Origin of the sequence: Paenibacillus sp. FSL E2-0201 (genome assembly GCF_037963325.1) — a bacterium.
Taxonomy (GTDB): domain Bacteria; phylum Bacillota; class Bacilli; order Paenibacillales; family Paenibacillaceae; genus Paenibacillus_AQ.
On record NZ_CP150154.1, the window covers coordinates 3866187 to 3885822 of the forward strand.

Genomic DNA, 19636 nt, shown 5'->3' on the forward strand with positions numbered 1-19636 from the left:
GCCTCACTCTATGCGGCCAATTCCTGTTGTAGCTGTTTCCTTGCCTGACGAATTACCAAGTAAAGCACGATCACACTGCCAATCATCTGAACGAATAAAGCCAAACTAGCTCCTATCGCAGCACCTATCACCCCGAAAATGGGTACGAAGATCAGACAAGTAAGCCCATTTGTGATTACTGAACATAGAAACAACGGAATCTGCGCTTTGTACTTGCCCGTAGCCGTTATGGCATACCATAGGTAAGACGATACAAACACCAACAAGGTAGAAACGAGCAACCAATGAAATAAACCTATCTCTGCAGCCACATCTGGACTGAATAAAAGGGTTAGCACCTGAGACCCAAATATCCACCCGATCAAACAAGCAACCGCACTAATACCAGCCCCCATTGCAATCATTCGACTGAGCAAAGTAACAAACTCCTTATGACGTCCAGCAGCATGCCAACGGGCAAGACGTGGCGTTATCGCTTCTCCGAGCGCAGTAACAATAACATTGCAGGCCACAATCATGTATGAGAGCGTAGCGTATATACCTAAATCATGTTCCCCTCTAAAGTAAGAGATTGTGTATAGTGGAATATTGGTATTTAGCGACATTAACGCGAGCACAATGCCTAGGGGTGAACTGATGATCAGCAAGCCCCACAATCGTCTTTTGTTAAAAAGTGGCTTGAGCGATGTGTAGACTCTCGCTTTACGAGCATCGTATGCAACCGTTATTGCTAACCATCCGATGATCATGACTAACAACGCTAGAATGAGATTCTGAGTAGGGATAAATACGAGGGCGAAGGCAAGTATGGAGAATAATCCTTTAGCGGTTCTCGAGAAAGATATTTGATCTAACTTCTCTTGCTTCTGAACGATGCCCAACAAAATATCGCTGACCGACTCAACAATTCTATACAATCCGATGAAAAATATGACTATAGCTGTATTCCAATCAAAACCACCGACGATGCAACAACCCGCTGTAATCGTGAATGCAACAGCGGTTGTCACGAGTCGAAGGCCAAAAAAATCTCCGAAAATATATTTCCCAGAGGCATCAACTATCAACACCGAGCGCAGGTGCAGATGTGACAACATGAAGATGGGAGCCGTCACAGCAAGACCTAACGAATATTGCCCAACAATTCCGGATGATCCAAACTTATTAAGCAGAATTACAATCACGAACTGAGCACCTGCATAAGTGATATTCCCGAATAAATATCGAAGAGAAGCAAGGGTCATAACCGTTAGACCATTCCAGAAGATGAAGCCCAATCGGCAAAATCTTCACCGCGAATCTTGTAACGCTTGCTACTTTTCCGATAATTCAGAACTGCTCCCAATACATGTGCACCTTGCTGCTCAAGCATCTGTTTGGCAGAGTTCGTATGCTTCAAGAGCACTTTCCCAGATTTAACTACTAACAGTACACCCTCAGTCATCTTTGCCAAGATAAGCGCATCCGAGAAGGGCATTAACACCGATGAAGAATCGATGACAATCGTATCAAATCGCTCACTAAGCTCTGCAAATAACCTCTTCATTCCTGTTGATCCTAGTAAGTCCGCCGGATTCGGTGAGATTGGACCAGAGGTCAGTACTGAAAGCCCCTCTGAATCCTCAATAGAAAAAATACAATCCTCCAATCGGGTTTGATCTACTAGGATGCTACTTAATCCGACCCAATTGGGTAAATCGAATGCCTTATGCACAGTTGGTGTGCGCAAGTCTCCATCGATCAGCAGCACGGTTCTGCCCGTTTCCGCCATAGCTATGGCCAAGTTCATCGCTACTGTCGACTTCCCTTCATTTGGAAGAGAGCTTGTGACTAATAAAGATCGGATTTCTCCACCTACTCGGGTATAGCGAATATTGGAGCGAATCGTTCGGAATTGATCTCCATTAGATGATTTCGGTTGTTCCAGGCAATACAATTTTGGCGTTTTGTTCTTCATGTCTGGTGGCTCCTTCTACTGAATTGGATTTCGACTTCGCCCGCCGTTTCCGTGGCTTCAATTTTCCCACCGTTCCTAGCAGAGGAAGCTGCAAATCCAACTGAATGTTTTTGGCGCTCCTCACAGGTTTTTCTGCCAATTCCCGTAGAATGGAAAACGCGACCCCAGCAATCAATGCAAGTCCGAAAGCAACGACCATATTAAAGACAGGCTTGGGTGAGATCGCCTCAAAAGGAACTTTCGCTCGGTCGAGAAACACTACATTTTCTACCCCCATAATGGCTTGAATGTTCTCGTTGAAGGCCTCCCCAAAACCGTTTGCGATATCCGTAGCCCGCTGAGCATTAGAATCCGTAACAATTACCGTCGTCACTAATGACTCACTACTAGTTCTTGTCTTAACTTTTTCTAATAGTTTTTCAGGGGTCATATTTAATTGCAGCCTTCTAACGACCTCCTCAGCAATTCTGCTGCTTCGGATAATTTCCCCGTAAGTGGTTACTAGTTTTTGCCCAGCCATAATGTCATTGATTGCCTTCTGCTGCCTGTCCCCTTGAATAAGAATAGAAGCTGTCGCCTCATATTTCGGCTTCAAAACATAGTAGCTAACGAAGCTAGCGAGACCGACCGCAACAATACATAACACAATGATGAACAGCAGCTTACGTTTTACTAGCTTCAAAATGCTGCCCAGTTCAAATTCCATCGCTCATTTCTCCTAACCGTTAATGTATTTTCGTCTTCTTCAACAAGAGTATTATTGTATATTCATATTCTCGTCCGCCCAATATATGTCCAATATAAGCTGAAAATTTATTAGTCTACTGTTTTAATAGATCCACGAAAGCGCTCTATTAAACTTCAACACAAATAGGCAGCCTACCAGTTAGTTGATACTGGTAAACTGCCTATTTTATTCCTTGCGTTACTCTCCTATTTATTTAAATCATGATTGTTGAGAACCTCTTAGGAGACATTTTTACGTTTCGTAATATGATAGATATTGCTGAACATGCCAGAGAGAATGCCGGCAATCGGGAATACGGCCCAATTGACATCCCAGCGCTGATAGACAAATCCTGTGAACAAGAAGATCACTGTCGCCAAAGGCCACAATATCGCCCCCACAGCTCCTATAAATCGGTCCTCTTCCTTCTTTTGTGCAGTAATTATCGGCTCCTCCAGCAGCTTCGTATATGCACCTTGGATATTACCGTAATAGATGAACAGAAACACCGCCACTGCCGCGATCGGTAAAAAGGCAACAACTCCATATGGAGTATAGTCATCGTTAACAAATGAAGTTGCGAAGATAAAAGCCGGTGATAACACGCACAGGCAAACGCCTGTAATCAATGAAAGGCGATAGGTCGGAGCATAAAGGGCTTGGCTGCGTTGAAGTGCCGCTTTGAGCGCATAAGGTAATTGAAAGCCCTGCTCCAGACGTTTGAATCGCTCAAGCTTCATTCCGCTATAGATGAACATTCCCACCGCAACAGCAACCAGCATGAACATTCCTACAAGCCCTAACATCGAGCCTTTATCAGCCACTATAGCATTTTTATGTTCAAACAGTGTATCAAGACCAATCAAAAACGCCACTCCACATGCACATAGAAAAACGCCGATACCAGTCCACATCCCTGCACTACGTCTGGCAGCCACATAAGCGTAAGCCTCTTCTTCTGTTAGCACAGGAACATTCACAACCTGCACCGATTCGACAGGCTGGATACCGAGCTCAGCGGTCAACTTTCAATATTACCGAATTCCGAAATAACGACACCGATCGCTTCATTTTCCGACTTGCCATCATGTTTCAACTCCTGATACTTCTCCTCCATACCATACAGCAGTTCTCGCTTCAAACGCTCCAGTTCCGGAGTTTTTGGAAGGTTAGCGAACATATTATCCAGATATACTACAATCGTCTCCATGCTCTATCACCACTCTCTGATAAATTGGTTAACAACTTCCTGAGTAACCTTCCACTCCTCACATTTCTCCTTATAATAGGCGAGACCTAGCGAAGTAATCCGATAATACGTACGCCGCTTACCGAGACTCTCATCCTGGAAAAAGGATTCAATGTAACCGTTCTTCTCTAACCTGGTAAAAGCGGAATACAAGGTTGTCTCCTTCATAATGTACTTCTCCTGCGTCAACTGCCTGATGTTTTTAGAAATTTCATACCCATAGGATTCTCCATCCAGCAGCATGAAGAGGATCAGCGTATCATTGTAACCGCGTATAACATCACTGCTGATCAATAATGGTAGACCTCCTCGATTACTTCATCTGTCGTAGTAGTTGCAGTATAACATAATTACTACGACAGATGAAGTAGTTTAGGGAAAAATAGGCAAAAAAAACCTAACTGGTTCTATGCTATAAATGAGCATGCTTTTTATGACCCTAATAGAAATCCTATACAGCCTTATACCACAGCAAAAAGCCGCTATCATAGAGTAATCCATAGATAGCGGCTTTTGTAAAATTATGAACAGGGCAACTAAGATTTATTATGCATTCAAATCAGACATTGCAGGAATTTGAATTTCTTTGACACAGGAAGCGCTAGAGAGGTTAACGACACATTTCACAATGGAGACAATGTCCTGAACAGGAATTCTTGTGCCGCTATATTCTGCAATTGCTTTTTCCACGCCATCTTCATAAGGAATTTCTGCTGCCAACTCACCCGGATTCACACAAGTAACAGCAATGCCATCCTTGCGAACATGCTCTCGTAATGCATGAGTAATGCCACGCAGACCGAACTTGGAAGCTACAAAGGATACCTGGGCGTTATTGGTATGATCCAGACCTGCTGTGGAGCCAATTAGAATAATTTTCCCTGCCTCCGATTGGCGAAGATTAGGCAGTACAGCCTGTATGCAGGTAATTGTTGAGGTTATATTCACATTTATAATGTTGGCAATGTCACTTGCCTCATCTTTGTCAAACGTATAGTGAGACTCAAACCCTTCTTTTTCCCAAATGCCTACGTTATAAACTAGAACATCCAGTTTCTCCGTTTGAATGCCCTTTGATAAGACTTGTGCGGCATCTGGCTGTGATAAATCTACTGCAATCCAGATTCGTTTTATGCCATCATTAAGATCGAGACTGCCTGGCCTGCTTCTGGAAACGATCCAAACTTGATCGCCAGACTCAGGTAACCCTTTCACAAATGCATCTCCCAAACCTTTACTTGCCCCCAAAATCAGATAGTTTCTCATACTGTCTCCCTTTCCCATGTTTATCATTTTATTTTCATATCATATTACCATCGATGAACATGAAGATGTAGGGTTAGTAGTAGAAATTAGACAATTAACTTTTAAAAAAGCCGCTATCATGGAAGAATCCATAGATAACGGCTTTTGTTCAACAATATCCGGTGCATATGGTAGTGAAATCCCAACCTACGGTTCCAAAGTTAATAAGTTCTCGTACAGCTGAAACGAGGTTTTATGTGAAGCTGTCTCATTTGGGTTAAGCGACAAACCCTGCGTTACTTCATTCATCTGCATTTGAGGGGACATATTCAAAATGAAGAAACTGGCTAAAACATTGTATTTCAAATTATGTCCGACGCATATAAGCACGTACCGTAATAGGTGCAAATATTGCGACGATAACAGCTGCTCCAATCAAAGAGATAGTGAAATCCCAACCTACGGTTCCAAAGTTAGTAAGTTGTCGTACGGCAGAAACGAGATGTGAGATTGGATTGACTTTAACAAACCATTGTAACCAGTTAGGCAGCGTATCGACAGGCACGAAGGCATTAGATAGAAATGTAAGTGGGAACAACACAATCATTGATATCCCCTGCACACTAGAAGCAGTCCGTGCAATCACACCGAAAAAAGCGAAAATCCAGCTAATCGACCAAGCACAAACAATAACAAGAAGCGCAGCGAATGCGACATGTTCCAGACCACCATCAGGACGGTAACCCATAATGTAGCCCATGGTAAATGTAAGCACAGTAGCAATCGTGTATCTAATCGTGTCCGCCAACAAAGCTCCCGCTAACGGGGCTATTCGAGCTATTGGTAGTGATTTGAATCGGTCGAACACGCCTTTATCCATGTCCTCACGTAATTGGACACCAGTAACGATGGAGGTAGTGATTACGGTCTGCACAAGAATGCCGGGTATAATAACAGGCAAATAACTTACCACGTCACCAGATATAGCCCCTCCAAAGATATAGGTAAACATCAGCGTGAAAATAATTGGCTGAAGTGTAACGTCGAACAATTGTTCAGGGGTACGTCGAATTTTCAATATCCCACGATAAGCCATCGTTAACGAGTTGCGTACAGCTTGCCGAAAACTCGTATGGTTTTTCAATGGGCGGTTAATACCCGAATTTAGTGTAGTGGTTCTCATACTCTCGCTGCCTCCTTAACATTTGACTCTTGGGACGCTGTTGACGTTTCATCCGTAGCACCATGACCTGTAATCGTTAGGAATACTTCATCAAGCGTCGGTTTCTGCACACTCATCTCAGCCAAGTGAATCCCTTCCTCACGAAGCGCAATAAGCAGGTCTGTAACTAAATCAGCGTCCGCCATCGGTGCCGTTATTTTCCCGGCTTCGTACGATACCACGGACTGAATTTGGAGCACATGTTCCACACGCTGACGTGCTAGTTCAATATCTTTTAGATGTTGAACCTTCAGGTGTAGTGATGTGGTACCCACAGACGCTTTCAAATCATCCGCCGTCCCCTCTGCAACGACTTGCCCACGATCGATAACTGCGATCCGATCAGCCAGTTGATCTGCTTCTTCAAGGTACTGTGTAGTCAGAAGAACCGTTGATCCCGTATTCACCAATCGACGAATGGTATCCCACATCTGTGAACGAGTGCGAGGATCAAGCCCTGTAGTCGGTTCATCCAGGAAAATTAAAGGTGGTTGTGCAATAAGGCTAGCTGCCAAATCCAGACGGCGACGCATACCGCCAGAGAAATTTCGAAGAGGCCGTTTAGCCGCCTCAGTCAGACCAAACTCTTCCAGTAATTCTGTTGCTTTTTTCCGCGACTCTGCGCGCCCAAGCCCTAAGAGCCGAGAGAAGATAATAAGGTTCTCTGTAGCACTTAATGACTCATCGACTGAGGCATACTGTCCTGTCACACCAATTAATTGCCTAACAATCTGCGACTCCTTCACCACATCATGCCCGAAGATTCGCCCAGTACCTGCATCGGGACGAAGTAAGGTTGCCAGCATCCGAATGACGGTAGTCTTTCCTGCCCCATTCGGACCAAGTACGCCATAGATCGTACCTGCTTTCACGTTCAAATTCACGCCATCCACCGCGCGATTGTCTCCAAATGTTTTGACCAGTCCCCGCGCTTCGACGGCCCACTCGTTATGGTCTGGTGTTAGAATCTTCTTCTGTACTTGCACCATAGTAATTCCCCCAACGTTTCAGATTATATGGTGATAGTAAACCCCATTTATAAACTGAATTTAAACGATGGTTTAAACGGAGTTAAACTTATCCATTTATTTAGTTTCTAGAAGAACAAACAAAAAAAGCCGGGCAGCGCGATCCACGCTTCCCGGCTTTATCACTTTTCGTCTGAGTCTGCTTCAACATATTCTTTAAGCGCAATCAATTTATTAGCCCAGTATTGTTCAAAAAAGGTAAGCCAATCTTGAAGCTCCAGTAGAGGCTCTGGCTGAAGCTTGTAGCGAGTCTCCCGGCCGACTTTCTGACTGCTAACAAGCTGCGCATCGGACAATACTTGTAAATGCTTGTTAACTGCGGTTCGGCTGATCGGGTAGCAGTCCGAGATAGATGCTATGGACATTTCCTTATTAGCAAGCAGCTTTAGCAGACTGCGACGGGTAGGATCTGCTATCGCTTGAAAGACATCATGTCCAGATTCAGCGACTGGCATCTTAAGCCTCGATATAAGCAGGAAGTTTTTCTTGGACGATTTTCTCCCAGCCGCCGTTCATAAAGCCACGAACGATAGGATGAGGTTGACCAAATTCAGTTACCTTTTCAGGGTCCCATCCAGAGTGGATCACGGTGAACTCCGTTTTCCCATCCATTTCTTTCAATTCAAAGGCAAGATGCCAATCCTTCCCCCAATTGAAACCGACACGGTTCGGCTCATCAATCTCTGTAACTTTACAAGGGGAATCCCCGAATTGTCCAGCATGTAGAATGAACTCATGGCCTACCACTGGCTCGAATGTACTTGGCATCCACCAGGCAGCTATTCCTTCAGCAGTGGAAATGGCTTTCCATACTTTTTCAATGGGCGCATTGAGTGTAATTGTTTGGCGAATGTCTTGTAGTGGTCCTTGAGTGTGCATAAATGGCCTCCAAAATTCATTTTAATGTAACACCTTTCGGTTTCATTTTTATTATAACACCATTTGGTGTTATGTCAATTTACAGATTTTGTTAGATGGTTGGTAGTACAATACAGCTTCCATTGTATGGTTCTTTTATATTTGGATCGCAATTTGAATAACATACTTATCTGGATCCCCTACAGCTAAATAACTAAGCAATTCATACTCATAAGCATTTCCGGTTATGTGTAAATCATTTTCAGCAGTATAAGACTTTAGCTTCTCATATGACGCAGGTAAGCTTTCATAAGATCCCTTGTGATTCATGATCAAATATTTACCCTTTGGCTTAATATAAAGTAATTCACCGTTATGCTTTTCATTGATTTTATTACAATAATAATCCGGGTCATAGTCGCCTTCTTCCAAACTGCTTTTACAAATAATCGAACCTATCGGAAAGTCATATTCAAGATGATGTTCATCGCAATAATCGAAGATTCGATATACTTTTCGTACATGATCTTTCTCACCCTTCTCCTTCGAGAGTCTAACCGTAATAAAGTACTCTTCATCACATTCCTCGACCCAGGGTTCTCCACAATTAACGTAGAGCGCACGATTCGTATTATCTATAGCCCCTTGTAAAAGCCTTTGCATACGCTCTAACTTTTTTTGTTCTTCAACCAACTGCTTCTGTTTTTGCTTAAGCATGGATAAAAAATGCAATGTGTTTTGATCTTGTATATATTCTTTGATCTCATTCAACGGTGTTCCTGTCCCTTTCAATACGGCAATAATATCGAAGGTATAAAACTGCTTATAGGAATAATAACGATATCCGTTTTCCTTCACGATCTCCGGTTTTAATATACCAATGTCATCATAATGGAATAACGTATGCTTTGTTACCCCGCATACCTTTGCGAACTCGCTCGTCGTAAAGTATTGATCATAATCAATAGACATTCAAATCACTCCTCTTGACTATCGGGTTACCCTATACCTCAAAGTACAATAACGGAACACCATTACCTTGTCAAGGTAACGTTATTAGCTACTATCATCTTAGGAGGATTACCCATGTTTTCATCAAATCTATCTAAATTCCAACGCTGGATCGTGCTGGCGATTGTGTCCAGCGCACTCTTTATGATCGTCATCGACATGACCGTGCTTTATTCGGTTCTACCCCGACTTACGCATGATCTTGCTGCTTCTGCATCGGAAAAGCTATGGATCGTAAATATTTATCCACTCGTAATGGCAGGATTATTACTCGGTCTTGGCACACTAGGCGATCGTCTTGGGCATAAAAAACTCTTCGTTATGGGACTTACTATCTTTGGGTTGGCTTCATTAATCGCTGCCTACGCGCCGACACCTCTCGTGCTTATTGCTGCGCGTACCCTACTAGCTATTGGTGCAGCCATGATGATGCCCGCAACACTCTCCATTATTCGAACTACCTTTTCGGATGAGCGTGAGCGTTCACTAGCCGTAGGTATTTGGGCATCAGTCTCCTCTGTAGGAGCAGGAATGGGTCCACTCGTTGGTGGTTTTTTACTGGAACATTTCTGGTGGGGATCGGTGTTCCTCATCAATATTCCTATAGTTATTCTTGCACTGATCTTGGCCATCTTACTAATTCCAAATCTTAAAGGGAATAAGAATAAGAAATGGGATTTCATTGGTTCTGTTCAAATTATGATTGGTCTGGTTGCCCTTGTTTATGCAGTTAAGGAGATCAGCAGACGTGAAGGTTCAATTGCCATCGCTGTGTTATCTGCCGTGATTGGTGTCGTAGCTATGATCATATTTATGCGCCATCAACGTAAGAGCCAGAATCCATTAATAGATTTTGCACTATTCAGAGACTCCCACTTTTCTACAGGAGTGGCTACAGCGCTATTGTCTTGTTTTGCACTTATTGGAATGGAATTGATCGTGACTCAACGGCTCCAGCTTGTTCTTGGATATACACCATTGGAAGCGGGCTTGTACGTTGTATTCACTTCAATAGCGTCCTTCATCTCAGGGATACTCATCGGACTAGTGTTGCATCGAGTGGACAAAGTAAAAGTACAGTGGATCTGCTTGTTAGTGTCAGGTATAGGAATGGGCACCCTTCTACTCTTCCATGACGGGAATATCTTCTTACAGTTCGCAGCTTTAATGATCCTGGGCGCTGGTCTTGGGGGAGCGATGACTGCCGCTTCAAATTCAATCATGCTAAATGTTCCTGTTGAACAAGCCGGCATGGCCGCATCTATAGAGGAAGTATCGTTCGAACTCGGCAGCGCCCTAAGTATTACGCTTCTAGGCAGTCTTTCATCATTCATCTATACAGCATCATTAGTTGTCCCAGATGGATTAACAGTCCCGCCGATCGTTCGCGACAGCCTTGACGAGGCTCTTCTAGCTGCAGAAAATATGCCTACTGATGCTGGATCCGCACTCGTTGAAGCCGCACAATCAGCTTTTGATCAGTCATTTATTGTTGTCCTTGCCACTGCCACAATCCTTCTTTTAGCTTCTGCGTTTATCATCCGTACGATGTCAAAACGCAAATCTTTGATCCTAGAACAATAATGTTAGAAAGACGAAGCTACTTGCTTCACCGAAAGAGGGTGTCTCAATAGCCATAAAAATGGCTGTTGAGACACCCTCGCTTATTTTCCATAAATCATATTATGTTCTTTTTCGTTCCCTTGTTGAATATTTCCGTATCCACGTACTCCATTCAAATCTGTGCGTATAGACAAGGATCAAAAAGCTCCCAAGCCAAACCCACAAAATAGGAGCAGGCCACTTACTGATATACAGATAAACGGAAAGCAGCAGCATTCCGCTTACCACTTGTAAACCATCCGTTACAGGAGTTTTGACTCTGCGATTGTACCAACTACCGATCACTTTCAGCACTGCTAAAATAACAGCTAGCGCTAAAGAAGCTTTGAATCCTGTCAACGCACTCCATACCCCAAAGGTCACGGCGATCGCCTTCCCACCTTTTCCTTTAAGAAAGGGAGAAAAGGCATGACCCGCAATGGGAGCTAAAGCTAACGAAACAATGAGATAACTTTCACTATAATGACTTTCCATTACCCATAAAAGAGGCAAATATCCTTTTAGAAAATCCAAAATAATACCTAAAATGCCGAATTTATAACCGGACGACTTCCATAGATTCAAAGCCCCCGGATTACCGTCGCCTATGAATTTTAGATTCTTTTTACGCGCCAGCCCAAGCCAATAGGAAAACATAAGAGATCCCGACAAAAATAAACCCGCGATCCACAATATGATCATTAGTCCCTATGGCCTCCCACCTGGATATGCCTTCCTTTCCAGCTTACATGCCTTAGAAAAACGACCTGATAAATCGAATAAAGCATGATCAAGATAAAGAAAAGAGTAGCCACCACGTGAAATACAGGAATAACGATGCCGAATACCCCTACATATTTAATAAAATAAAAGAATTGAAACATATAAAGAAGATAACCTATCAATAAAGGCACAAACCATGAAGTATTCGCAAAAACAAATACGGTTTCTGAAACAATAAGTCCAACAACCCAAAGTGCAATTGGAACAATTGTCAGTGGACTTAACGTTGAGGTGCTTAAGACAGCCCCTTTACTGAAGCCTTCTATTTCACTTTTGATCCCCTTCGGATACATGCGAAACGATACTAAGCCATAACCGATAAAATTTCGAATCGGAACACCGGCCGAGATAAACTTCTCTCCTAAAGACAAATCATCCAGCACTTCAGATCTAATACTTTGATGACCATTAACTTTTTCATAATCCTGCCTTAAAGCTAGAATACATGAGCCGTACAGTCCTTTTTTGGCGTTATTCCGTTCAAAAACCGAAGTGAAGGTGAAGATCCCCAGCATATTCATGATTAAGGCGAGCTTCTCAAACAGCTTTTCTGTATGATGAAAAGGAACTACCGAAATGACACCTTTCGATAGCTCCCTTGCTGTTAATAATGACGCCAAAGCGTTAGGCTTTAATCGGATATCCGCATCCAAAAAAGCAAAGATATCGCCCGAGGCTTGTAAATATCCATTCCAGACTGCCCAGCTCTTACCCGTCCATCCCTCAGGGAGACTGCTGTTCACAATAACCTTAACCCCATAGCTTTCGGCAATTTCTTTGGTCCGATCCTCTGAGAAGTCATCCACCACAATAATTTCATAGGGTGTAAGGGTCTGAGACTGAAGTGAATCGAGCAGATAACGCAAATTATATTCTTCATTCCTTGCAGGAATGATAATGGACAATTTCTCCGGTCCTTGATTAGGCTCGTGATAAGTGCTCAAGGTATTTTTTCTGAACAAAATAAAACCGGAGAGACATCCAACGCCTATAACCATTAACAACCACATTACGGTTCCCCCCCTTCTACATCTATATATATGAGGGGTTAGTCCGTAATATATTCATTTCAAATTTAACCTACATTTACTTTAGCTGAGTATTTATTAAGCTTTTCTGTACATAAAAGCATGACGATAGCGAAAAAAACGATCATCGCAGGAAAAATACCCAACGTAAAATTCGAGGCCAGTAAACCGATAAATGGCGGTACCAGCGTGGTACCAGTATAAGCTGTTGCCATCTGAAAGCCCATAATTGACTGAGCATGCTTCTTCCCGAATCGTACAGGAGTTTCATGTAGCATACATGGGAAAATAGGGGCTAATCCCAGACCGACAATCATAAATCCTACTAGTGAAACTATCGTTGGAAGCGGCAGTACTAACAATATTGTACCGATTAAAGCAATAAGTTGACCGTATCGAATTAGCTGTTTATTACTCATTCTAAAAGTAATGAAGCCCGTCACCATTCTACCAAAAGTAATCCCTAGGTAAAAAAACGACACCCATGTAGCAGCAGTCGATGCAGGGACATCTTTGATATTCACAAGAAAACTACTCCCCCATAACCCCATACTCGTTTCAATGGCAGAATAAAATAAGAAGGTTAACATCGCTAGTTTTACCCCTCTTAGTTTCCAAGGCTTTATGTTCTCAGCTGCATGTTCTAGCTCAGACTGATTGAAGTCATGATCACTTTCAACATTTGGGTTGCTATTGTTCCCAGCCACTTTTTTCCATAAAGGCAGCGTGACGAATAGAATAACCACTAAACTCAATTGAATATAAGCAACCGTAAGATAACCTTGTCGCCATAGACCTTCTCCAGAGATAAAAGATCCCATAATAATAGGACCCAGTGTAGCGCCTACACCCCAGAAACAATGCAACCAACTCATATGATGCGCTTTATAGTGCGTAGCAACATAACTGTTTAATCCGGCATCTACAGATCCTGCACCTAAACCTAGTGGAATCGCAGCAACAATTAACCAGACTAATGAAGGTGACCATGCAAAACCAAGCAACGCTACAGCAGTCATGATACAGCTTACAAGGGTCACTTTCCCCGTACCAAAACGTTTAAGAATTACACCGCTCATCAAACTCGATACAATTGTGCCTACTGCAATAACCATCGAGAGGATTCCAGCAGTACCTAATGAAGCATTTAAATCCATTCTCATCACCGGCCATGCGGATCCAAGCAATGAATCTGGCAGTCCTAAACTAATAAATGCTAAATAAATAATAATTAGAAAAAAAGTTGCCATCGTTATCTCCTTAAGGGTTCTAATCTATTTGTTGTGAAACTAATAAACCTAATCCAAGACTCTGTAATCCATTCAGATAATCACGCTTCAAGTCACTTACCGCTAATTCCGGAAGATGTTCCTTAGGAACATATGTAGCAGTTCGCTCAGCAATTTGATTAACCATAGCTGGAGTTAACTCATCCTCACAAAAAATAATATAATGCGGATTCAAAATAGAGGTCATAGTAGCCACTAACCGACTAATCGCATCTACTTTATGTTCCGCCTGCATGCTTGATCCACCTTGATCTCCAGTTAATGCTTCTATGAAATTCCGATTGTCATACTGGGGCATATATTGAACTTCCCCTGAAAAAAACGTCTTTCCCCGAACAATTTCACCATTAACCGCTATTCCGGCTCCCGGACCATTTTTCCCTAAATACAGATACATCAGAGAAATATTCTCCTTCAAATTTCTTTGCGCCATATAACCGATTACAGCGGCATTCATATCATTTTCCACAATGGTCGGGATCGAGAGTTGATCTTCTATATAGCTTTTTAAATCTAGATTCTGATATTTCGCATAACCTGGGATCAGAAAAATCTTCCCGTGTTTCACCGCGCCTGGAACACCAATCGCCACAGATTGAATCTTGGGATTGGCCTTTTTTTCACCTTCGATAAGCGAGACCAGTGTACTAACGTCTTCCTCAAGAATACTAGGTAAATTCCCTTCTTTTACAACATCGCCAATGCAATTATAGATCGTATAGTTTGTTTCATTTTTTTCCAAAAAAATAGCCATCCCTAATCGGTAATTCGGATTATAGGCGTATCTTATTGCCCTTCTTCCGCCACTAGACTCATCAAGGCCGATGATCGTTACTTCCCCAGTCTCTTCCATCTGCATTAGAAATTTACTGATCGTTGGAAAACTGTATTGTAATCTTTGACTTAACTCCGCCTTCGTAGCCCTTCCTAATTCTAATAATGCTGTTCGAATATTCCGAATAATTTCGGATTTGAGTTGCTGTGAAGGAAGTCTTTTATCACTTGACATGGCTCTCCCACCTATAGTCATACTGACTTATTAAATGCATTTAATAAGTCAGTATGACTATAGCAGGAATACTTCCTAACGACAACATAATTTTTGGATGCGGCCCTTCTGAAGCTCCAACATGAATAAGGGGGCATGAAGCCCCCCTAATTATCAACATATTCAAAGCCTTTGCAGGATTCGTTCCCATCTTCCAGGATGGCTTTCATCCAAGTACACAGGCTGAAATCCTAATTTCAAATAAATACGGATGGCGGGCAGTCTGAAATCATCGGTTTCTAAACATGCCGCCGTTCCCCCTGAATCTCTTATTTTGTGTAAGACAGCTAGACTCACAGCATAGCCGAGACCTTTACCAGAATATTCTGGAAGCACTCCAACCATATGCAAGTACCAGTTCTTATGGTCCTCACTACCCGACTCCCAGGCCGTAGCAGTAGCTACAGGTTGATCCCCGCGGCAAATGAACAGCAAGCGCTCAGAATAAAGCGGTACATGATCACTGATTTTATGTGCAAATTTAACTTCCCTCATAAAAGAATGGCGGATAAGCTCCTCCCAGTTCCGTTCATCATCCGGCTCGAAATGACGAATTAGATACCCGGTAGGACAGTGAAAAACAGGCAAGTCGGACAGCATTTCTTTTTTCATCACAAGTTTGGAAAGGGCCTGATCCACCATCAATTCCTCACTCTCGTTCTAAAATCAGGAAAGGCTATTGCTTTTCCACCATTCTCTACAGATTCCATTGACAATGTAAACACAGAGCTCCAAGTAACGGCATCATATACGTCCACCGAAGGGGTTCGATCCTCCTGAATGGCAGAAATAAATTCTTCAAGCACCATAAAATCGCCTCCGCCATGTTTCGTCCCAGCGGCATATTCGCCCCATTTCATCCATGTCGGGTGATCATAGAGTGGTTGATAACTGCTTAAAGGCTCCCACATTTCCTCTCCATCCGCTATATTTTTGGGCGAGAGATTCTTGAACCAGATCAAATCCTCTTCGTACTGATGGCGGCCCGTAATATACGCTCCCTCAGTTCCTTGCAGTAAATAATGAGTTTTATTATGCGGTCTAACGGAGGACCAGTCTATACGCAGTTCAATCAGTACACCCTTTTCCGTTTGAATGACCGCAACCGCGCTATCCCCTTGCCGCCAGAATCCCTCCCGTGCTGCTGGATGATCTTTTCCATAATGCTCTCCGAAATAATATTGTAAGGATCTAGATTTGGAAACAAAAGACGAGACGCTTTTTAAGCGATCACCCTCAGGCTTATTGAGGTTAATCCATTGCGCAACTGGACCAATAGAATGTGTCGGATAATTGATCCCGTTATACTGCTGATGTAATTGCCCCCGCCAAGTCAGAGAACCATCCGGATGATGAGTCAAATGACGTAAATCATGGATATATCCGCCTTCCAGATAAGTAATTTCACCGAACATGCCTTGATCCGCCATATGTTTAATCGTCAGATTTGAGCGCGAGAAGCAGTAATTTTCAGACATCATATATTTAAGTCCAGTTTGTTCAACAGTTTCGATAAGCTCCCAAGCTTCCTCTAAAGATTGGATCGAAATCACTTCACTTAGGACATGCTTACCCGCTTTTAAAGCATCAATAGATTGTCTGGCATGCAAATGCATGGGGCTTAAGATAAACACCGCATCTATCGCCGAATCTTTTAACATTTCATGATAATCCCGATACGTTCGGATTTCCGGGAATTTCTCTTTCCATTGGTTGAGCACCCACTCATTCAAGTCACAAGTGGCGGTCAGATGTATCCGATCCGATAGAGAGTACAGTGCATTCATAAAACTGGCTCCGCGATTTCCACCTACGATCGCTAATCTTACTGGCTGACGATTCATTGCTGGTCCACCTGCTTTCTATCCATTTGAAGTCGATTGATGATTAGCTCCTGATCTCTTGTCTCCCCTTCAGCCTGCGGATATTTTTCATAATCAAAAATGCTGAAGGTAAATAATGAAGACCATTTACTCAATTGCTCGCTTGCCAGATTCACCATCTCTAACCTGATTTCATCTTCAAGCACTGTAAGGATTCGAGCAGCAGGAATATCCAGGATGGAGGCTGTTTGAATGAAATGCCAGTTTTCTTTTCTAACGATAGAATGCACATGATTATGCCCGTTGAAATAGAAACCCACACCTTGCCATTGCTTCAATATCGGCCAAATGTCCAAGCTGGGATCCAGTGACATCATTGGCTCAGTTGATCTAGCCGTCGTATTATACAAGGGATGATGACCGAAGACGAATAAAGGCTTTTCCGATTTCCGCTTCATTTGTGCTTCGAGCCAAGTCAGCTGTTCATCATCAAGTGTTCCGCTCCAATCGTCACGATTTTCCCGTGCGGTATCCAGCAAAATAATGATTGCATTCGTCTCTTCAATAACACTGTATCGCTGCTGCCGGGTGACGGAAAGGATTTCTTCCTTAGGATAAGTGTACGTATCATGATTACCAAGAACATGTAGAAAACGTCTAGAATGCTTGCTGTCCTTAATCTTACCCATGATATAATTAAATTCGCTAAATTCTCCTGCATGCACCATATCTCCCACGGAAATATGATAATCGGCTGGGATGGACAAAAATAGATTCATAAATTGCTCATAAAAAGCATCTCGTGCCTCTTTAATCAAAACCTTGTTGTTTAACAATTCGTCCGGGTAGTGTAAGTCCCCAATAATCGCCAGCCTCATAAATGCCTCCTCCTAACCTTTAATGCCAGAGCTCATAAAACTACCTATCACTTGCCGCTGGAACAATAAAAATCCAATCATTAAGGGCGCAGACACAATCAATGTAGCCGCACAAACATCGGACCATTGCGCACCAGATTCCGTGGCTTTTGCGAACATCGCCAAGCCTACAGTTAATAAGCGATTCTCCTCCGAATTTGTTACAATTAGAGGCCACAAGAAATCATTCCAATGAAAGCTGACCGACACGATCGCAAAGGACACATAAATCGGGCGTGACAGTGGGACATAGATTCTTGAAAGAATATGCAGGCGTGAGGCGCCCTCCACCCGGGCAGCTTCATCCAGCTCATAGGGTAATTGCTTGAAGGATTGCCTTAACAGAAACACTCCAAAGGAGGAGGCAAAGTAAGGTAGCATAATCCCCAGCTTGGTATCCAGCAGACCCATTTCGTTCAACACCTGATAGTTGGAAAAGATAAGAACATCTGGCGGCACCATAATTTGTACCAAAAATAACATGAATAACAGATCTTTCAAGGCGAATCGTACCCGTGCGAACGCATAAGCAGCCATCGTCATTGTAACGAGTTGCACAGCAAGCACAACACCGCACACAAGCAATGTATTCATAAAAAATCGTACAAAAGGCGCTCCATTCCAGACATGAATCAAATTCTCAAACGTGAAGTCCCAAGACCATCCCGCATCGATAGCGACGTCTTTGGGCAGAAAAGCCGTTCTTACCACCCATAGGAAAGGAATGATCCAGACCGCTGCAAAAGCAAATCCAACCGCATGCCACAGGATCTGCTGGATTCGGCGCTTCGTTCTACCGGAGTTTAGAATGCGCTCCTCTTCTAAAGCTTTACTGCTATTCTGCCTTAATACTAAGGGCAGCTTTAGTGGATTATCCTCCATGGATTCCACCTCCTATTCATAATGGATTTTCCGATCCCAACCAAAAAACTGCAGGGAGGAAATAAGGAGCAGCAGTACGATCATGATCACCGTCATTGATGCGGCCATCCCTTGATCGTAGAAATTAAAGGTCGACTCATAGATATAATAAAGCAGCAGGTTACTCGCATTATTCGGACCGCCCTTTGTCATAATCCAGAGATGGTCTACCAGCTTAAAAGAATTGGTTATCGCCACAACAGCCACGAACAACGTAGTCGGCATCGTGAGCGGAATTGTGATTCTGCGGATGGAAGTGAATGTACCGACTCCACTTACTGCAGCCGCTTCATATAAATCCTTGGGAATCTGCTGCATTCCTGCTAAATAAAAAATCATAAAATATCCGGCTTCTTTCCAAATCATCATGATGACTAGTGCGCCCATCACCGTATCAGGTGTTCCCAGCAAATTCACAGGCTGATCCGCGATCCATGAAGCCAGTCTGGCAAAGAGCCCAAAATGAGGGGTATACAGAAACAACCAGATGTTCGCCACAGCGATCATCGGGATCATATTCGGATAGAAAAATGAAAGACGTGCCAGTCCCCGCCCTTTTATCGCCTTGTCGGCAAACAGTGCCATCAAGAAAGCCAAAGCTAATGAAGTGGGTACTGTGCCAATGGCGAACCATATATTGTTACTGAACACCTTCATAAAGACATTGTCATGCAATAGATTAGCGTAATTGTCAAAACCGACGAACAAAGGCTCAGGAGTCGCCAAATTTTTCTCATAAAAGCTAAGCCAGAACGATTTAAACATAGGGTAATAAGTAAACAAGCAAAGAAAGAGCAGCGAAGGCAACACTAGTCCCCAGCCGAATCCGTTTCGTCTAAGCCTCTCACTCCATCCGGCATTCATACCATTCAATCCTTCCATGATTAAGGTTTCTACGATTAACGAATAAAGTAATGACGCCAGAACA

The 19636-nt window shown here is 43.0% G+C and carries 22 protein-coding genes; 1 reads left to right on the plus strand and 21 read right to left on the minus strand.

The genetic code is table 11. The features are described 5' to 3' along the window. Nucleotides 1-8: 8 nt before the first annotated feature. The 12 genes from NSU15_RS17445 to NSU15_RS17500 form a co-directional block, all read right to left on the minus strand. Nucleotides 9-1277: an oligosaccharide flippase family protein gene (locus NSU15_RS17445; RefSeq protein ID WP_339286936.1), complete on the minus strand. Its 1269-nt coding sequence runs from the start codon at nt 1275-1277 to the stop codon at nt 9-11. Continuing rightward, the gene (locus tag NSU15_RS17450) at nt 1250-1957 is read right to left on the minus strand and encodes a CpsD/CapB family tyrosine-protein kinase (protein WP_339286938.1); all 708 of its coding nucleotides are present in this window, start codon (nt 1955-1957) and stop codon (nt 1250-1252) included. Before NSU15_RS17450 ends, NSU15_RS17445 begins: the two co-directional genes overlap by 28 nt. Next, nucleotides 1905-2663 carry a Wzz/FepE/Etk N-terminal domain-containing protein gene (locus NSU15_RS17455; protein ID WP_339286940.1) on the minus strand — a complete coding sequence of 253 codons (759 nt, stop codon included), beginning with the start codon at nt 2661-2663 and terminating at the stop codon, nt 1905-1907. Before NSU15_RS17455 ends, NSU15_RS17450 begins: the two co-directional genes overlap by 53 nt. A gap of 260 nt (nt 2664-2923) precedes the next feature. Next, a complete protein-coding gene (locus NSU15_RS17460; protein ID WP_339286942.1) occupies nt 2924-3673 on the minus strand; it encodes a hypothetical protein in 750 nt (249 codons plus the stop codon). Nucleotides 3674-3705: 32 nt separating this feature from the next. Beyond that, nucleotides 3706-3894: a permease prefix domain 1-containing protein gene (locus NSU15_RS17465; protein WP_339286944.1), complete on the minus strand. Its 189-nt coding sequence runs from the start codon at nt 3892-3894 to the stop codon at nt 3706-3708. 6 nt (nt 3895-3900) lie between these two features. Then, nucleotides 3901-4227 (minus strand): PadR family transcriptional regulator, encoded by a 327-nt coding sequence (locus tag NSU15_RS17470; protein WP_042128594.1) that lies wholly within the window; start codon nt 4225-4227, stop codon nt 3901-3903. Nucleotides 4228-4479: 252 nt separating this feature from the next. Then, nucleotides 4480-5199: an SDR family NAD(P)-dependent oxidoreductase gene (locus NSU15_RS17475; protein WP_339286945.1), complete on the minus strand. Its 720-nt coding sequence runs from the start codon at nt 5197-5199 to the stop codon at nt 4480-4482. Between the two features lie 346 nt (nt 5200-5545). After that, nucleotides 5546-6361 (minus strand): ABC transporter permease, encoded by an 816-nt coding sequence (locus tag NSU15_RS17480; protein ID WP_339286946.1) that lies wholly within the window; start codon nt 6359-6361, stop codon nt 5546-5548. Next, a complete protein-coding gene (locus NSU15_RS17485) occupies nt 6358-7389 on the minus strand; it encodes an ATP-binding cassette domain-containing protein (protein WP_339286948.1) in 1032 nt (343 codons plus the stop codon). The genes NSU15_RS17480 and NSU15_RS17485 overlap by 4 nt, the downstream gene beginning before the upstream one ends. A 161-nt stretch (nt 7390-7550) precedes the next feature. Next, nucleotides 7551-7883 carry a metalloregulator ArsR/SmtB family transcription factor gene (locus NSU15_RS17490; protein ID WP_076118921.1) on the minus strand — a complete coding sequence of 111 codons (333 nt, stop codon included), beginning with the start codon at nt 7881-7883 and terminating at the stop codon, nt 7551-7553. 1 nt (nt 7884) lies between these two features. Further along, the gene (locus tag NSU15_RS17495; RefSeq protein ID WP_339286949.1) at nt 7885-8307 is read right to left on the minus strand and encodes an SRPBCC domain-containing protein; all 423 of its coding nucleotides are present in this window, start codon (nt 8305-8307) and stop codon (nt 7885-7887) included. 135 nt (nt 8308-8442) lie between these two features. Continuing rightward, nucleotides 8443-9258: a MerR family transcriptional regulator gene (locus NSU15_RS17500; RefSeq protein ID WP_339286951.1), complete on the minus strand. Its 816-nt coding sequence runs from the start codon at nt 9256-9258 to the stop codon at nt 8443-8445. Between the two features lie 114 nt (nt 9259-9372). Between NSU15_RS17500 and NSU15_RS17505 the strand changes: the two genes are divergently transcribed. Continuing rightward, on the plus strand, nt 9373-10881 hold the full coding sequence (locus NSU15_RS17505) for an MFS transporter (RefSeq protein ID WP_339286952.1): 1509 nt from the start codon (nt 9373-9375) through the stop codon (nt 10879-10881). Nucleotides 10882-10980: 99 nt separating this feature from the next. On the opposite strand, the gene NSU15_RS17510 is transcribed toward NSU15_RS17505, so the two are convergent. The 9 genes from NSU15_RS17510 to NSU15_RS17550 form a co-directional block, all read right to left on the minus strand. After that, entirely contained in the window at nt 10981-11601 is a 621-nt protein-coding gene (locus NSU15_RS17510) for a glycerol-3-phosphate acyltransferase (protein ID WP_339286953.1), read from the minus strand. Continuing rightward, complete coding sequence (locus NSU15_RS17515; protein ID WP_339286955.1) at nt 11601-12692, minus strand: glycosyltransferase; 1092 nt, start codon at nt 12690-12692, stop codon at nt 11601-11603. Before NSU15_RS17515 ends, NSU15_RS17510 begins: the two co-directional genes overlap by 1 nt. Before the next feature lie 65 nt (nt 12693-12757). After that, the gene (locus NSU15_RS17520) at nt 12758-13960 is read right to left on the minus strand and encodes an MFS transporter (protein WP_042128620.1); all 1203 of its coding nucleotides are present in this window, start codon (nt 13958-13960) and stop codon (nt 12758-12760) included. Between the two features lie 19 nt (nt 13961-13979). Then, the gene (locus tag NSU15_RS17525) at nt 13980-15008 is read right to left on the minus strand and encodes an ROK family protein (RefSeq protein ID WP_339286956.1); all 1029 of its coding nucleotides are present in this window, start codon (nt 15006-15008) and stop codon (nt 13980-13982) included. A 162-nt stretch (nt 15009-15170) separates the two neighbouring features. Continuing rightward, nucleotides 15171-15659 (minus strand): GNAT family N-acetyltransferase, encoded by a 489-nt coding sequence (locus NSU15_RS17530; protein WP_339286957.1) that lies wholly within the window; start codon nt 15657-15659, stop codon nt 15171-15173. Nucleotides 15660-15688: 29 nt separating this feature from the next. Next, nucleotides 15689-16891, minus strand: a complete 1203-nt coding sequence (locus NSU15_RS17535; RefSeq protein ID WP_339286958.1) for a Gfo/Idh/MocA family oxidoreductase — start codon at nt 16889-16891, stop codon at nt 15689-15691. Further along, nucleotides 16888-17748, minus strand: coding sequence for a metallophosphoesterase family protein (locus NSU15_RS17540; RefSeq protein WP_339286959.1), 861 nt, complete (start codon nt 17746-17748; stop codon nt 16888-16890). The genes NSU15_RS17535 and NSU15_RS17540 overlap by 4 nt, the downstream gene beginning before the upstream one ends. 12 nt (nt 17749-17760) lie before the next feature. Then, nucleotides 17761-18669 carry a carbohydrate ABC transporter permease gene (locus NSU15_RS17545; RefSeq protein WP_339286961.1) on the minus strand — a complete coding sequence of 303 codons (909 nt, stop codon included), beginning with the start codon at nt 18667-18669 and terminating at the stop codon, nt 17761-17763. 12 nt (nt 18670-18681) lie between these two features. Further along, nucleotides 18682-19572 carry a sugar ABC transporter permease gene (locus tag NSU15_RS17550; protein WP_339291377.1) on the minus strand — a complete coding sequence of 297 codons (891 nt, stop codon included), beginning with the start codon at nt 19570-19572 and terminating at the stop codon, nt 18682-18684. Between the last annotated feature and the right edge of the window lie 64 nt (nt 19573-19636).

What these genes read in the sequence shown, in the direction of transcription:
- NSU15_RS17520 (WP_042128620.1), bottom strand. Translation starts at nt 13,960, where the DNA reads ATGGCAACTTTTTTTCTAATTATTATTTATTTAGCATTTATTAGTTTA.
- NSU15_RS17525 (WP_339286956.1), bottom strand. Translation starts at nt 15,008, where the DNA reads ATGTCAAGTGATAAAAGACTTCCTTCACAGCAACTCAAATCCGAAATT.
- NSU15_RS17505 (WP_339286952.1), top strand. Translation starts at nt 9,373, where the DNA reads ATGTTTTCATCAAATCTATCTAAATTCCAACGCTGGATCGTGCTGGCG.
- NSU15_RS17465 (WP_339286944.1), bottom strand. Translation starts at nt 3,894, where the DNA reads ATGGAGACGATTGTAGTATATCTGGATAATATGTTCGCTAACCTTCCA.
- NSU15_RS17535 (WP_339286958.1), bottom strand. Translation starts at nt 16,891, where the DNA reads ATGAATCGTCAGCCAGTAAGATTAGCGATCGTAGGTGGAAATCGCGGA.
- NSU15_RS17540 (WP_339286959.1), bottom strand. Translation starts at nt 17,748, where the DNA reads ATGAGGCTGGCGATTATTGGGGACTTACACTACCCGGACGAATTGTTA.
- NSU15_RS17485 (WP_339286948.1), bottom strand. Translation starts at nt 7,389, where the DNA reads ATGGTGCAAGTACAGAAGAAGATTCTAACACCAGACCATAACGAGTGG.
- NSU15_RS17490 (WP_076118921.1), bottom strand. Translation starts at nt 7,883, where the DNA reads ATGCCAGTCGCTGAATCTGGACATGATGTCTTTCAAGCGATAGCAGAT.
- NSU15_RS17475 (WP_339286945.1), bottom strand. Translation starts at nt 5,199, where the DNA reads ATGAGAAACTATCTGATTTTGGGGGCAAGTAAAGGTTTGGGAGATGCA.
- NSU15_RS17515 (WP_339286955.1), bottom strand. Translation starts at nt 12,692, where the DNA reads ATGTGGTTGTTAATGGTTATAGGCGTTGGATGTCTCTCCGGTTTTATT.
- NSU15_RS17545 (WP_339286961.1), bottom strand. Translation starts at nt 18,669, where the DNA reads ATGGAGGATAATCCACTAAAGCTGCCCTTAGTATTAAGGCAGAATAGC.
- NSU15_RS17550 (WP_339291377.1), bottom strand. Translation starts at nt 19,572, where the DNA reads ATGAATGCCGGATGGAGTGAGAGGCTTAGACGAAACGGATTCGGCTGG.
- NSU15_RS17500 (WP_339286951.1), bottom strand. Translation starts at nt 9,258, where the DNA reads ATGTCTATTGATTATGATCAATACTTTACGACGAGCGAGTTCGCAAAG.
- NSU15_RS17495 (WP_339286949.1), bottom strand. Translation starts at nt 8,307, where the DNA reads ATGCACACTCAAGGACCACTACAAGACATTCGCCAAACAATTACACTC.
- NSU15_RS17450 (WP_339286938.1), bottom strand. Translation starts at nt 1,957, where the DNA reads ATGAAGAACAAAACGCCAAAATTGTATTGCCTGGAACAACCGAAATCA.
- NSU15_RS17480 (WP_339286946.1), bottom strand. Translation starts at nt 6,361, where the DNA reads ATGAGAACCACTACACTAAATTCGGGTATTAACCGCCCATTGAAAAAC.
- NSU15_RS17530 (WP_339286957.1), bottom strand. Translation starts at nt 15,659, where the DNA reads ATGAAAAAAGAAATGCTGTCCGACTTGCCTGTTTTTCACTGTCCTACC.
- NSU15_RS17455 (WP_339286940.1), bottom strand. Translation starts at nt 2,663, where the DNA reads ATGGAATTTGAACTGGGCAGCATTTTGAAGCTAGTAAAACGTAAGCTG.
- NSU15_RS17510 (WP_339286953.1), bottom strand. Translation starts at nt 11,601, where the DNA reads ATGATCATATTGTGGATCGCGGGTTTATTTTTGTCGGGATCTCTTATG.